Genomic DNA, 13,090 nt, shown 5'->3' with positions numbered 1-13,090 from the left:
CATTTAACTAATTGTCTTAAGATTTAGAAAGAACTTGGACATAACCCCCAAGTTCTTTTTTCTAACTTATTTTTACCCACAAGATAAAAAGCGTGGGACAAAAATCACTTTGGATTTTTGCTCTACGCTCAAAAACTAATAAACGGCGGGAACAGAAGCAACTCCTTCGGAAATAAGCCGAAATTCTCCAAAAATTAAAGAACAATTTTCGGAAATTCCTTCTTATTTCTCGGAGTTAAACACTTCTGTCCCGACCTCTTTAAATACCTCCATGGTAGTTCACTTACTTCATAAAATGTAGAGTCACGGTATAAAGCCAATTCGCGAGGACCGATATTACAAAAATAAGCACCATTCAGATCTTTACGACAAATAATGCGGATCTGTCTTAGTCGTGCTAATGTTATCACGGATTTTTTTCAAGGAATCGGCATTTTGATCAAAATTGTGATACATCGTATTTGTATATAAAATATCCATTACCGTTAAGTAACTGATCCGTGAAGCCAAGGATTCCGCACGAAACAAGCCTTCTTCGGTGACGACAATAATTGCTTCGTCGGACAAGCCTGCCAACTCTGAACCGCTGTTACCGGTTAACGTAATCATTTTTGCGTTGGTTTTTTTAACTTGTCGTGCTAGGTTGATTGATTCTTTGGTTTTGCCTGAATGGGAAAAAATAAACACACAATCTTCACTGGTTAATTTTGTGACAAAACTTAACTGCATGTGGTAATCAAAAATGTAGTTGCACCGATAGTTGGTCCGAATGAATTTATGGAAACTATCAAAAGCCACAATCGAGGAGCCACCTTGCCCAAAAAAGTGAAGCGTTTTGGCAGAGTACATCAAAGCCAACACGTTATCTAACAGCTCCTTTGTTAAGAACTGTGTGGCGTTACTGAGGGAATAAATATTGGCTTGTAAGACTTTTTTAGCAATCGTAATACTATCATCATCTGGTGAAATATCATCGGCGCCATTCACGCTATTGACGTTTTGAAAAGTCGGCTGATAATTAGAATTCCTGGCGATATCAATTTTAAATTCTTGGAACCCAGAATAGCCAATCTTTTTTACAAATTGATACACGGAAGATTGGGAGACGCCAATTTCGTTGGCCAGACTTTCTAACGTCATTTGTGTCAATAATGATTCAGAATGAACAAAGTAATCGGAAATTTTCTTTTCTGTGAGGCTCAAATTCGGTTTTTTGATCCGAATCCGTTGATCCAAATAGTGGTTTTTCATTAACACGTTCCTCCAATCTTATTTTTTTAAAAATAAAATGAATGCCTTTTCATTGTTGGTATAGACTGATTATAGTGGAAAAAGAGGACAAATACAATTTCTCTTTTTCTCCACAAAAAAGAAATTCTTTAAAAAAAGCCCAAAAAAAATAAATAATCTTTTTTCTGAAAAATGAAGGGGTCTTGAAAAGACTTCTCTCAACTAAAGAAAGTAGCCAGTAAAAAGAACGTGATACCAAGAGATTTACTTGTGTTTTTTGTATGAAAGCTCCTTAAAAATAAAAACGTTTTACCTTTTGAGCAGGCAAGATTTTTGCTAAAAAATAAAAAATATTTTTTAATTAGTGTAATCGTTTACATTATTTTTTTTATCCTTTATGATTGAAGTATCAAAAGAGGCAGGTGAAAGAAAAATGGACATTGGCTTTATTGGACTTGGGAAAATGGGTTTGAACATGGCATTAAATGTTCACGAACAAGGCTGGCCCATTATTGGCTTTGATGTGACAAAGGAAGCAAGAGCGACTGCTAGAGAGCAGGGGCTTTCCGTTGTAGATTCGTTGCCGGAACTATTGAAAGCGCTTAACAAAAGGAGGGTGATTTTTTTAAGTACCCCCGCTGGTCAGATTACCAATCAATTAGTGGCAGAATTGGTAGAGCAATTAGCACCAGAGGATATCATTGTGGATAGTGGCAATTCAAATTTTCATGATAGTGTTGCGAATGCTCAATTTGCTAAGGAAAAAGGAATTTATTTTATTGATTGTGGTACTTCTGGTGGCATCAAAGGAGCGCGGGAAGGAGCGTGTTTAATGGTTGGCGGTGCGCCTGAAGCCGTCAAGGTGTTAACCCCATTTTTTGAAGATTTAGCTTGTGAACAAGGGTATCTTTATGCTGGGAAATCAGGAGCTGGTCACTATTTGAAAATGGTGCATAACGGGATTGAGTACGTCATGATGCAAGCCATGGGCGAAGGATTCAATTTATTAGAAGCTGCCGAATATGATTTTGCGTTGGAGAAAGTAGCCGATGTGTGGAATCACGGCTCGATTATTGAAGCTCGCTTGATGGGCTTAGCGAAAGAGGTTTTTGCGGAAAATCCTACGTTAGCCAATCTAGAAGGGAAAGTGGCAGCAAATGGCGAAGCCAAATGGATGATTGAAGAAGCATTGCGTTTGGAGATGCCCGTCCCAACTACGGCGTTGTCCTTATTTACTCGAAATGAAAGTATGCTAGCAAATCATTTTTCAAACAAAGTGGTCGCTTCTTTGCGACAAGGATTTGGCGGGCATGAAGTCGTAAAAAGTCAGTAAAGGAGTTTAGTCATGTTAAAAAAACAAAAAATTGCCATAGTGAATTCCAGTAGTTTTGGTCAAATTTTTCCTGAACACTTGACGCGCTTAGAAAAAATAGGCACCGTGAAGCATTTTACAGTCGACAGTGAAATTGGTGGCAAAGAGTTAGCGGAACGTTTACAAGGATATACGATTATTATTGCTAGCGTGACGCCATTTTTCACGAAAGAATTTTTTGAACATAAAGATGAATTGTTGCTGATTTCTCGCCACGGCATTGGGTATAACAACATCGATTTAGACGCTGCAAAACAGCACGAGACAATTGTTTCCATCATCCCAGCTTTAGTAGAACGAGATGCCGTGGCGGAAAACAATGTCACAAATTTACTAGCTGTTTTACGGCAAACCGTGGCTGCAGATGCCAGCGTTAAAGCAGATCAATGGGAAAAACGAGCGAATTTTGTCGGTCGGACGTTATTTAACAAAACTGTGGGTGTCATTGGTGTTGGGAACACAGGAAGTTGTGTCGTGGAGACGTTACGAAACGGATTTCGCTGTGACGTGTTAGCGTATGATCCCTATAAATCCGCCACTTATCTGCAAAGTTATGGAGCCAAAAAAGTAGACTTAGATACGTTGCTAGCTTCAGCTGACATCATTTGTTTATGTGCCAATTTAACTGAAGAAAGTTATCACATGATTGGCTCGGCGGAAATTGCCAAGATGAAAGACGGCGTCTATCTTTCCAATAGCGCACGAGGCGCCTTGATTGATGAAGAAGCCATGATTGCCGGCTTAGAATCGGGCAAAATTGCTGGGCTTGGGACAGATGTTTTAGAAGAGGAACCAGGTCGGAAAAATCATCCTTATCTTGCGTTTGAAAATGTAGTAATGACGCCGCACACCTCCGCTTATACCATGGAATGCCTGCAAGCGATGGGAGAAAAATGCGTGCAAGATGTGGAAGACGTGGTGCAAGGTATTTTACCTCAACGGGCAGTGCAAGAAGTCAGTCGTTACGTTAGTTAAGAAGGAGGAGGAGCATGTTAACTGATTTAAAAGTGAAAGTTGGACCGCAATTTTATCGTTACCACGAAGGCGCCTTAGCTTCGGTGCCGTCACTTTTCAAGGAATATCACGCCCAACGAATTTTGGTGGTGCATGGCACCGTATCCTTTGAAAAAGCTCAGCCATTTTTACCATTCTTGGCAGATTCAGAGTATCAATTCTTCTATCACACTTACACAGGAGAATGTAGTTATTTTGGCGCCGAACAAATTTCACAGCAAATAAAGGAACACCAGATTGACTTTCTTCTGGGAGTCGGCGGCGGTAAGTTAGCCGATTTAGTGGGCTACAGCGCCCATTTAAACAATCTGAATTTTGGCTTAGTCCCTACTTTGGCTAGTAACTGTGCGCCGTGGACACCGTTAGCTGTGATGTATCAAGAAAATGGCGCGGCCGAAGGCAAAACGGAACATTTCTTTCGCCAAGCTGCGTTTTTAATCACTGATCCTAAGTTGCTTCTTGATGCGCCCCGTGATTATTTTGTCGCTGGTTTAGCTGATACGTTAGCGAAATGGTATGAATCAGAGACCATTTTACGCCAAGCCCATTTGCAAGGGGAACCCTTTTTACAATTAGCGGGAGCGACCGCCAAGCTTTCGCAAGAAGCGATTATGCGGGACTCAAAAGCAGCCTTAGCAGCGATGGATGAGGGCAAACTCACGCCTGAATTTGTCCATCTTTCAGAAATTGTTTTCGCTGTTTCTGGATTAGTCGGCGGCTTCGGCGACAAATACGCCCGCAATGCAGCAGCACACGCCATGCATGATGCTATGAGTAAATTTTTACCAAAAAGTCATGACTATTTACATGGCGAAAAAGTAGCTTACGGCATCTTCTATCAATTAGCATTGGAAAAAAGGTGGGCCATCATAGACGCATTAATCCCCTTTTATCAAGAGCTAAACTTGCCCATGTCGTTACGACAAATGGGCCTTTACCCAGAAGAAGAAGCAGTACTCGATGCAATGGTTCAATTTATTGATTCAAAAGAAAAGGTTCATTTAATTCCTATTGAGATTTCGGAAGAACGTTTACGTCAAGGGATTGAAGAGCTAGAAAAGTATATCCAAAACCAAGGATAAGAAGGAGGAACTATGGAAACGTTAAGTGTTTTACAAAGTTTGATAATGGCGCTTTGGGTGGCAGCAATTATGTCCAGATGGCTTGGAGGAGGAGCAACGTTAACGTTGCGTTTCTCGCCCTTAATGACAGGGTTAGTAGCAGGTTTAGTGATGGGCGATGTCCCGAAAGCGATGATTGTCACCGCAGCATTACAAATGATTTACATGGGTGTTTTTTCACCAGGTGGCTCTATGCCAGCAGAACCATCAATTGCGGCAGCGATTGCTGTGCCAGTTGCGTTGCTAGGGAATTTGAAGCCGGAAGCGGCTATCGCCGTAGCGGTTCCTGTCGGTCTTTTAGGGAGTTATTTATATCAATTCCGTTTCTTTATTAACACGTTTTTAGGGAAGTATACCGATCGTGCGGTGGCTGAACTAAATTCTAAAAAAATTGCCCGCTCAATTATCTGGTATCCAACGATTGCCTCATTTATTTTATTCGTTCCATTAGTCTTTTTTGCTCTTTATTTAGGGGCACCAGTCATTGCCGATATTATTAAAGCATTAGAAGGAACCGTTGTGATTCACGTGTTAGAAGTAGTCGGTGGTGGTTTAGCCGCAATTGGGATTGCGACAACGGTCTATGTCATTGGTCGAAAAGATTTCTTGGTTTTCTTTTTCCTTGCATACTTCATGAGTATCGTCTTTAAGTCATTGGAAATTACCATGGTAACGTATGCCATCTTTGGCGTAATTATTGCGTTAATTTTTGTGCAAGTCCAAAAAGGCAAACCTGTAGCAGAAAGTGCTGGTTCCGCCAGTGCCACCACTGATTTTGATGATGATGACGATTACGATGACGGGTTTTAAAAGAAAAAGGAGGAACTGAAATGACGGAAACAACAGAAAAAGTCGTGCCGAAAACAACGAATTTAGCACCAGAAGAAATTACCAATAAAGATGTTACAAAAGCCTATCTCCGTTGGCATTTTGCCAATGAAATTCCCCATTCCTTTGAACGTTACTTGGCGCCTTCGTTATTGTACGCAATGATGCCACTTTTAAAGAAATTATATAAAGACGATGAACAATTAAAAGCCGCTTATATGCGTCAACTGCTGTTTTTCAATACGCAATTAAGCTGGGGCGGAGGGGTCATTACTGGGTTGATGGCTTCCATGGAACAAGAGCGGGCCAAAGAAGAACATGAAGGCCGCGAAATCATGATGCAAGATGATTTAATGTATAACACCAAAGCTGGCTTGATGGGCGCGTTAGCTGGGATTGGTGATGCGATTGACTCAGGTACGGTTCAATATATTTTTATTGCGATTGCGGTACCGTGGGCGCAACAAGGTAGCGCATTAGGTGCGATTTTCCCATTTGTGGCGTTTGCCCTTTATCAAGTACTGTTAGGTGTGTTCTTTGCGAGACAATCCTTCAAAATGGGGCGGAATGCTACAGGCTTAATGCAAAGTGCTGGGATTCAAAAAGCCATTGAAATGTTATCTGTTTTAGGGTTGTTCATGATGGGGATTTTAGCTGGTAATTATGTCAAAGTTTCTTCAACTCTTCAATTTAAACTTTCTGGCCGTGAGTTTGTGGTCCAAGATATCCTTGATCAGATTGTCCCAGGACTCTTGCCGCTAGCTGTCGTAATGGGCGTGTATTGGTTCTATACGAAAAAAGGCTTGAAAGTTACGCAAGCATTATTGTGGTTAACAGGTATTTTAATTGTCTTAGCAACAGTCGGTATTTTATAAAAAGAAAAGGACGTGAATCAGATGGGCGTAGTAAATTTAGCAAGAGTAGATGAACGATTAATTCATGGACAAGTGATGGTGACCTTGTCCCAAAAAAGTGGCGTTAATTCCATTTTCGTTGTCGATGAAGTGGTGGCAAAGGATAAATTTATGCGTGATTTATACAAAAGTGCAGGCAGTCGGACAGGACAAAAAACCATTGTCATTACGCCGGAAAAAGCTAAATTTTATTGGGATGAATACCAATTCAAAGAGTACAACTGTATTTTAATCGCTAAAACCGTCTCTGTAATTTATGACTTAGTAAAACACGGAGTCCCTATGAAGGAGTTAAATATCGGCGGTATTGCACAGAAGAATCCAGAAAAAGATTTATTAGTAACCAAATCAGTTTATTTAAACAAAGAAGATGCCGAAAAATTAAAAGAACTACATGAGGTGTATGGCGTAGAAGATATTTATTTCCAAGCAACGCCTTCTGCACCAAAAACTAGTTTAAAAGAGGTTTTAGGCAAATTTAATTTATAGAAAAGGACAGTCGCTTGAGTCATTGCATGACTGTTTGAAGTAATGACTCAAGCCACTGAACTGAAGGAGGAACTTTTATGTTAGGGATTGTGATTGCTACACATGGTGCACTAAGTGACGGTGCGAAAGACGCAGCTACCGTGATTATGGGCGCAACCGAAAATATCGAAACCGTTAATCTAAATAGTGGCGACGATGTCCAAGCACTAGGCGGACAAATTAAAACAGCGATTGAGAACGTCCAACAAGGGGATGGCGTGTTGGTCATGGTTGACTTATTAAGTGCGAGTCCTTACAATCAGGCAGTTTTGGTGATTAACGAACTCGAACCAGCTCTACAAAAGAAAATCTTTGTGGTGAGTGGTACCAACCTACCAATGGTCTTAGAAGCGATAAACCATCAATTATTGGGCACACCGATTGCTGAAGCGGCGCAAGCGATTGTTGCGCAAGGCAAAGAAAGTGTGCAAGCATGGGATATTTCTATGACTTCCTTTGAGGATGAAGAGGATGAGGACGATGATTTTTAAGAATGTAGTAAAGGGTGAAAGCAATGAAATGGGGATTTAGATGGTACGGAGCGGCAGGCGATGCCATTCCGTTAAAACACATTCGACAGATTCCAGGAATTACTGGCGTTGTCGGTACCTTGTTAAATAAACTACCAGGTGATGTTTGGACAGTAGCCGAAATTCAGGCACTTAAACAATCGGTAGAACAAGAAGGATTGGCACTTTTAGGAATTGAAAGTGTCGCTATTCATGATGCCATTAAAGCGGGAACGGATCAACGAGACCATTATATTGATAATTATCGCCAAACGTTACGTAACTTGGGGAAATGCGGAATTTCCTTAGTGTGCTATAGTTTCAAACCTATTTTTGGTTGGGCTAAAACGGACTTGGCGTATGAGAATGAAGATGGTAGCTTATCGTTGTTATTTGATCAAGCTGTGGTAGAGAACATGCAGCCAGAAGACATGTATCAATTAATTCACAGTCAGTCAAAAGGATTCCGGTTACCAGGTTGGGAAGAGGAGCGTTTGCAACAATTTCAAGAATTGAAAGCCATGTATGCCGGCGTAACAGAAGAAGATTTGGTCGAAAATTTGCGCTACTTTTTAGAACGTGTGATTCCTGTCTGTGAAGAAGAAAATATCAAAATGGGGATTCACCCTGATGATCCACCTTGGGAAATTTTTGGTTTGCCAAGAATCACTAAAAATTTAGCGGATTTAAAACGGATCCTTTCCTTAGTGGACTCACCAGCAAATGGGATTACATTTTGTACAGGTTCCCTCGGTGCGGACCCGACGAATGATTTGCCTACTATGATTCGTGAAATAGGTCACAGAATTAATTTTGTTCATTTCCGCAATGTGAAGTATTTAGGCGAGCATCGTTTTGAAGAAACGGCGCATCCTAGTGTCGCTGGTTCGTTAGATATGGCGGAATTAATGCAAGCACTGGTAGATGTAGGGTATGAAGGTGTTATTCGTCCTGACCATGGGCGGGCAATTTGGGATGAAAAAGCGATGCCTGGTTATGGTTTATACGATCGAGCAATGGGGTTGACCTATATTCAAGGACTGTACGAAGCAACCAAAGCCAAACAAAATAGGAAGTGACAGAATGGAAACAAAAGTTGAAAAAAATCAACTGTATCAACAATTAGCGACATGTAAACTTTTACCACTATATACTGCAACAGATTTACGCTATTTGCCACAAGTAGAATCAGTCTTAGTAGAAAACGAATTACCGTTTATTGAGGTCACTTTTCGGAGTCAGCTGGCCTTGCCTGCCATCAAACAACTTGCTGCTTCAGGGAATTTAATTGTGGGCGCAGGAACTGTTAGAACCTTGAAAGAAGCCCAAGAGGCAGTAGCGAACGGTGCACAGTTCATTGTTTCCCCAGCGATTGTTCCAGAAGTCATTGATTTTTGTCTGGCAAACGAGGTGCCTATTTTTCCAGGAACAGCTACGCCTGGGGAGATTCAGCGAGCGCTGGCGTATGGCTTACGAGTGGTTAAATTTTTCCCAGCCGATATTTACGGCGGGTTAAAAGCCATCAAAAGTTTAAGTGGCCCGTTTTATGATGTTCAATTTTTACCAACTGGTGGGATTGATGAAACAAACTTTATAGAGTATGTGGAAGCAGAAGAAGTATTAGCAGTGGGCGGCTCCTTTATTTTATCGGAAAAGATGCTTCAAGAAGATGAAGCTTCGGCACGCCAGCATGTTCAATCTTTACTCACGAAAATCAAAGAACGACAAGCAAAATAAAAAGATGGGCTAAGTTTTGTTACTTAGTCCTCTTTTTTTTCTGTCCCAATGTTACTGACATTATTTTAGTTTTCATTTTGTAAAAATAGTATAGGAGAAAAGCAATCAGTTATGTATAATTAGTGAAAGAAGGTTGCGTGAAGTAAAAATAAAAAGGAGAGCAAAGGATGTTAAAAAATGTAGAAGTGTTCTGGCAAAACTTTTTAGATAAACATGAATTAGATATGTTGATGCCCGATGTGTGGATGTTTGGTGATGGCTCTTCTGAGATGGGTAATCGTTTGGGTCAATTGGTTGTTTCTGGTCGTAAGACAGCGACATGTTCTTCTTTAGATATTTATAAGATGGAAGAAGAACAACTCCCTAAAGCTGGTCAATACGACATAATTTTAGATGGTCAGTCTCAACCGCTTGCTATTATTCGAACAACCAAAGTTGAAATTATGCCCATGAACAAGGTCTCAGAATCTTTTGCGCAAGCGGAAGGTGAAGGAGATTTGACGTTGGATTATTGGTATGAAGAGCATGCGCGGTTCTTTAAAGAAGAACTGGCCCCCTATCAGCTACAATTTTATCCCGACATGTTGTTAGTTTGCCAAAGTTTTGAAGTGGTGGATCTTTATACAGAAAAAGAATAAACAGAGAAGCGGTGACTGACACGATTGAAACGAGCAGTTGTCGCTTTTTTTACTGATTTTTTGAAAAAGTTGCGTATGTTTATATAGACAGGGTGATAGAAAAGAGATGTGTATTTTAAGTGTCGAGGAAAAGATGGTACAATAACCTAAGGAGAATACTAACAAGGAGTGAATGTTATGAAAGAAGAATTTTCATATGAAATTTTAGAAGAAGTCGCTGTGTTATCTGAGAATGCTCGTGGCTGGCGTAAAGAATTGAATTTAATTAGTTGGAATGGTCGTCCACCAAAATTTGATTTGCGTGAGTGGGCCCCTGATCACGAAAAAATGGGTAAAGGCATCACCTTAACCAACGAAGAATTTGCTGAATTAAGCAAAACAATTAAATCCATGTAAAAGGAGCACCCTGTCAATGAAAAGTATGACTGGATTTGGAAAAAAGACCATTCAAAATGAAAATTATCAATTGGATGTTGAAGTTAAAAGTGTCAACCAGCGGTTTTTAGATATTCAATTGCGTATGCCAAAGGAACTGAATGCCTATGAACTGGTGATTCGGCAAGTAATCAAACGCACGTTAAAACGTGGACGTGTGGAAGTCTATGTAAATCTCCAAAAAATCGGCAACAATCAAAAAGAAGTGCGCGTGCAGTGGGACTTAATTGATCAATTATTAACTTCGGTAGATCAACATTTAAAGGAAAACTATCCGGAAGCAACGTTTGATGCAGGGGACACGGTCAACCATTTATTAAAGCAAAATGATTTTGTCGAAATAGTGGAAGCAGAAATCGTTGATCAGACATTTGAACCATTTCTTGTTCAAGCATTTGAAGCAGCCATCGCTAGTCTTGACCAAAGCCGGGTGCAAGAAGGCACGCAAATTAAACAAGTCCTGCTTGACTACGTAGCAGTGTTGACCCAATCAATTCAAGAGCTGCAAGCGTTTGTGGGCGTTTTTGAACAAGAATACCGTCAACGTTTTGAAGCGAAATTAAACGAATGGTTAGGTAGCCAAGTGGATGAAACACGCTTATTAACAGAAATGGCCATTTTATTGGAAAAAGGCGATATTCATGAAGAATTGGATCGTTTGGATATCCATATTGATAAGTTGCATCAGTTGCTTGACGAAACAGAACCAGTGGGCCGAGAACTAGATTTCTTAATTCAAGAAATGAACCGTGAAGTCAATACGATTGGTTCGAAATCAAGTCCAATTGAAATAAAAAATAGTGTCGTTCAAATGAAAACAACCTTAGAAAAGATTCGTGAACAAATTCAAAATGTCGAATAGAGAAAATGGTTTCGTGTTTTTCCAGAAAACGCTATAATATAGAAGTAACGAATAAATGACAGAGGTGAAAGCAATGACTAAATTTTATGATGTAACCTTTCAAGAATTAAGTGGTCGTTCTGTGGTAAAAACAGAAGTCGCTTCAGACAGAGAACCATTTGACGTCTGGCAAGATGCTTGTGCAAGCTATTCTGAAACAGAATTAAATATCCAAATTAACGAAGACACGTTTGTTACTTTGAATCGTCACTTTGTTGTTCGCATTGACGTGAAAGAAGTTGACGGCCCTGTCGACAAACAAGTTCGTCGTCGCGATGAATTGATGAACGTGGTCAATACGCTTTCTAATATGGGCTTATAAAAAATACCACCAAGCATTTCACGCTTGGTGGTATTTTTTTTAATTAGAATAAAAGAAACAAGCCAACGGCGCATAAGAAAGAAAGAACTGCGGCACTTAAAAAGATTGTCCGCATGGCTGCAGTTTTACTGCTTTCTTTGCCGTGTTTTTTCTGACGTTCTAAACGTTTTTGAAGCAGACGGGTAATTACTGAGAAGATTAGCCCGAAAAGGACTAAAACACTTGTGGCAATCGATTTGGGAATAAAATGATTTGGTTCTGCAACGGTGGTATCCCCAGAATGTTCGTTTGATTCTTCCGCAGCTTCAGCTGTTGTTTGTTTTGGCTTAACTTCTTGGTAAGCCACTTTCGGCGCTTGAACAGTACTATTTAACAATGTCAAAGGCGTGTCGACTTGCACCTGCCCTGCTACTAATTTAAAAGTAGGCTGACTGCCTTTGGGAACGACACCGTATAAATCGTTAGCCAAAGTGACTTTTTTGTGATCAATGGTTTGTGGCCCTTTGTCTAAAAGTTTTTTGCGTTCGTATGTCGTATAGGCATAGTCCAGCAAAGCATTCCCAGCAACATGCCGTTCGTATTCACCATCTTGGTTTTGCCAATTACCAACGCCTAAAATGACTTCAATTAAACGGAAATCTCCTTGTTTGACAGTCGCAATATAGTTAAAGCCGCCTGTTGGACTAGAGCCTGTTTTTAAACCATCCACGCCTTGATAACCATACTTAGCGCCTGGTAAAGAATAATTGTACGCTTCAAACGTTTCCTCGTAAGGCGTGCCGACCATTGTTTTCACCACTGGTTTATTGGTGATTTCTAAAATTTCTGGATAATTTTTCAGAAAATGATAGGTTAGTGAAGCTAAATCTCTAGCTGTAGAGACGTTATCGCCATTTGGGTCAATTCCTTGCATTTGATACAGGCCGTTAAAGGCACTTGCTTGCGCCCCACTGCAGTTGTAATAGGTAGTATTTGTCATCCCTAATTCAGCCGCTTTTTGATTCATTAAATGAACAAAGTCAGTAGGCTGGTTCCCTGAAATTAAGTTTGCCAACATGAGAGTCGCCACATTAGAAGAAGGGACAGCAATCATTTTTAACAGTTCACGGACTGGATAAGCAACACCTAACGTAATTTTGTTATTACTAATGGCGTATATTTTAGAAATATCGACATCTTTTTGCGTAGCAGTCACAGTCGTATCCATTGTAAATTTTCCTTGCTCCATTGCTTCAAAGGCCAAGTACATGGTCATCACTTTGGCAATACTGGCAGGATTCCACGCTAAATCTGGTTGCTGCGACCAGAGAATTTCTCCAGAATCAGCATCAACAACGATGGCTGCTTTGGGAATGCCATCCGCTTTCAGAGTCGTCCCCATTTTTTTAGCAATCGCGGTAATATCTTCTTCTGCATGAGTCACAGTAGGTTGGGCAAAAAAGGTCCCACAACTGACAACTAAGCCTAGCAGAAACAATGTAAATGGTTTAATTCGTGCGATGTTTCTCAGTCCTTTCTTATTCACGTTTTTTCATCCTAAA

General features: G+C 40.3%; 15 protein-coding genes. 13 read left to right on the top strand and 2 right to left on the bottom strand.

Features of this window, described 5'->3' with window-relative positions; translation table 11 throughout:
* Positions 1-363: 363 nt before the first annotated feature.
* Positions 364-1,251 (bottom strand): MurR/RpiR family transcriptional regulator, encoded by an 888-nt coding sequence (locus tag IGJ37_RS12295; RefSeq protein ID WP_002383224.1) that lies wholly within the window; start codon positions 1,249-1,251, stop codon positions 364-366.
* Between the two features lie 376 nt (positions 1,252-1,627).
* Here IGJ37_RS12295 and gnd point away from each other — a divergent pair, with 376 nt between their 5' ends.
* From gnd to IGJ37_RS12230, 13 genes are all read left to right on the top strand, one after another.
* Entirely contained in the window at positions 1,628-2,563 is a 936-nt protein-coding gene (gene gnd / locus IGJ37_RS12290) for a phosphogluconate dehydrogenase (NAD(+)-dependent, decarboxylating) (RefSeq protein ID WP_016627517.1), read from the top strand.
* Positions 2,564-2,575: 12 nt separating this feature from the next.
* Positions 2,576-3,577, top strand: coding sequence for a D-isomer specific 2-hydroxyacid dehydrogenase family protein (locus tag IGJ37_RS12285; protein ID WP_002360996.1), 1,002 nt, complete (start codon positions 2,576-2,578; stop codon positions 3,575-3,577).
* A gap of 14 nt (positions 3,578-3,591) precedes the next feature.
* Positions 3,592-4,698, top strand: a complete 1,107-nt coding sequence (locus tag IGJ37_RS12280) for an iron-containing alcohol dehydrogenase family protein (RefSeq protein ID WP_002359028.1) — start codon at positions 3,592-3,594, stop codon at positions 4,696-4,698.
* Positions 4,699-4,710: 12 nt separating this feature from the next.
* Positions 4,711-5,547 carry a PTS mannose/fructose/sorbose/N-acetylgalactosamine transporter subunit IIC gene (locus tag IGJ37_RS12275; protein ID WP_002354902.1) on the top strand — a complete coding sequence of 279 codons (837 nt, stop codon included), beginning with the start codon at positions 4,711-4,713 and terminating at the stop codon, positions 5,545-5,547.
* A gap of 20 nt (positions 5,548-5,567) precedes the next feature.
* Positions 5,568-6,440, top strand: coding sequence for a PTS system mannose/fructose/sorbose family transporter subunit IID (locus IGJ37_RS12270; RefSeq protein WP_002354903.1), 873 nt, complete (start codon positions 5,568-5,570; stop codon positions 6,438-6,440).
* A 21-nt stretch (positions 6,441-6,461) separates the two neighbouring features.
* On the top strand, positions 6,462-6,968 hold the full coding sequence (locus IGJ37_RS12265) for a PTS system mannose/fructose/N-acetylgalactosamine-transporter subunit IIB (RefSeq protein ID WP_002354904.1): 507 nt from the start codon (positions 6,462-6,464) through the stop codon (positions 6,966-6,968).
* 77 nt (positions 6,969-7,045) lie between these two features.
* Positions 7,046-7,498, top strand: coding sequence for a PTS sugar transporter subunit IIA (locus IGJ37_RS12260; RefSeq protein WP_002354905.1), 453 nt, complete (start codon positions 7,046-7,048; stop codon positions 7,496-7,498).
* A 23-nt stretch (positions 7,499-7,521) separates the two neighbouring features.
* The gene (uxuA, locus tag IGJ37_RS12255) at positions 7,522-8,595 is read left to right on the top strand and encodes a mannonate dehydratase (protein WP_002388613.1); all 1,074 of its coding nucleotides are present in this window, start codon (positions 7,522-7,524) and stop codon (positions 8,593-8,595) included.
* Between the two features lie 4 nt (positions 8,596-8,599).
* Positions 8,600-9,253 (top strand): bifunctional 4-hydroxy-2-oxoglutarate aldolase/2-dehydro-3-deoxy-phosphogluconate aldolase, encoded by a 654-nt coding sequence (locus tag IGJ37_RS12250; protein ID WP_002359031.1) that lies wholly within the window; start codon positions 8,600-8,602, stop codon positions 9,251-9,253.
* A 167-nt stretch (positions 9,254-9,420) separates the two neighbouring features.
* Complete coding sequence (locus tag IGJ37_RS12245; RefSeq protein WP_002354908.1) at positions 9,421-9,891, top strand: ASCH domain-containing protein; 471 nt, start codon at positions 9,421-9,423, stop codon at positions 9,889-9,891.
* A gap of 177 nt (positions 9,892-10,068) precedes the next feature.
* Entirely contained in the window at positions 10,069-10,287 is a 219-nt protein-coding gene (locus IGJ37_RS12240; protein ID WP_002381076.1) for a YdbC family protein, read from the top strand.
* Positions 10,288-10,303: 16 nt separating this feature from the next.
* Positions 10,304-11,188, top strand: a complete 885-nt coding sequence (locus IGJ37_RS12235) for a YicC/YloC family endoribonuclease (protein ID WP_002359037.1) — start codon at positions 10,304-10,306, stop codon at positions 11,186-11,188.
* A 55-nt stretch (positions 11,189-11,243) separates the two neighbouring features.
* Positions 11,244-11,549, top strand: a complete 306-nt coding sequence (locus tag IGJ37_RS12230) for a hypothetical protein (protein ID WP_002383233.1) — start codon at positions 11,244-11,246, stop codon at positions 11,547-11,549.
* Between the two features lie 43 nt (positions 11,550-11,592).
* Here the strand turns inward: IGJ37_RS12230 and IGJ37_RS12225 are convergent, their stop codons facing one another.
* On the bottom strand, positions 11,593-13,074 hold the full coding sequence (locus IGJ37_RS12225) for a DUF1958 domain-containing protein (protein WP_252671602.1): 1,482 nt from the start codon (positions 13,072-13,074) through the stop codon (positions 11,593-11,595).
* Between the last annotated feature and the right edge of the window lie 16 nt (positions 13,075-13,090).

It is taken from the genome of Enterococcus sp. AZ104, from assembly GCF_050546705.1.
Taxonomy (GTDB): domain Bacteria; phylum Bacillota; class Bacilli; order Lactobacillales; family Enterococcaceae; genus Enterococcus; species Enterococcus faecalis.
Note: the sequence above shows the minus strand (reverse complement) of the source record. Positions and strands in the feature narration are given on the sequence as shown.

Excerpts from the sequence above, each read along its gene's own strand:
- IGJ37_RS12295 (WP_002383224.1), bottom strand. The coding sequence starts at position 1,251 with ATGAAAAACCACTATTTGGATCAACGGATTCGGATCAAAAAACCGAAT.
- gnd (WP_016627517.1), top strand. The coding sequence starts at position 1,628 with ATGATTGAAGTATCAAAAGAGGCAGGTGAAAGAAAAATGGACATTGGC.
- IGJ37_RS12285 (WP_002360996.1), top strand. The coding sequence starts at position 2,576 with ATGTTAAAAAAACAAAAAATTGCCATAGTGAATTCCAGTAGTTTTGGT.
- IGJ37_RS12280 (WP_002359028.1), top strand. The coding sequence starts at position 3,592 with ATGTTAACTGATTTAAAAGTGAAAGTTGGACCGCAATTTTATCGTTAC.
- IGJ37_RS12275 (WP_002354902.1), top strand. The coding sequence starts at position 4,711 with ATGGAAACGTTAAGTGTTTTACAAAGTTTGATAATGGCGCTTTGGGTG.
- IGJ37_RS12270 (WP_002354903.1), top strand. The coding sequence starts at position 5,568 with ATGACGGAAACAACAGAAAAAGTCGTGCCGAAAACAACGAATTTAGCA.
- IGJ37_RS12265 (WP_002354904.1), top strand. The coding sequence starts at position 6,462 with ATGGGCGTAGTAAATTTAGCAAGAGTAGATGAACGATTAATTCATGGA.
- IGJ37_RS12260 (WP_002354905.1), top strand. The coding sequence starts at position 7,046 with ATGTTAGGGATTGTGATTGCTACACATGGTGCACTAAGTGACGGTGCG.
- uxuA (WP_002388613.1), top strand. The coding sequence starts at position 7,522 with ATGAAATGGGGATTTAGATGGTACGGAGCGGCAGGCGATGCCATTCCG.
- IGJ37_RS12250 (WP_002359031.1), top strand. The coding sequence starts at position 8,600 with ATGGAAACAAAAGTTGAAAAAAATCAACTGTATCAACAATTAGCGACA.
- IGJ37_RS12245 (WP_002354908.1), top strand. The coding sequence starts at position 9,421 with ATGTTAAAAAATGTAGAAGTGTTCTGGCAAAACTTTTTAGATAAACAT.
- IGJ37_RS12240 (WP_002381076.1), top strand. The coding sequence starts at position 10,069 with ATGAAAGAAGAATTTTCATATGAAATTTTAGAAGAAGTCGCTGTGTTA.
- IGJ37_RS12235 (WP_002359037.1), top strand. The coding sequence starts at position 10,304 with ATGAAAAGTATGACTGGATTTGGAAAAAAGACCATTCAAAATGAAAAT.
- IGJ37_RS12230 (WP_002383233.1), top strand. The coding sequence starts at position 11,244 with ATGACAGAGGTGAAAGCAATGACTAAATTTTATGATGTAACCTTTCAA.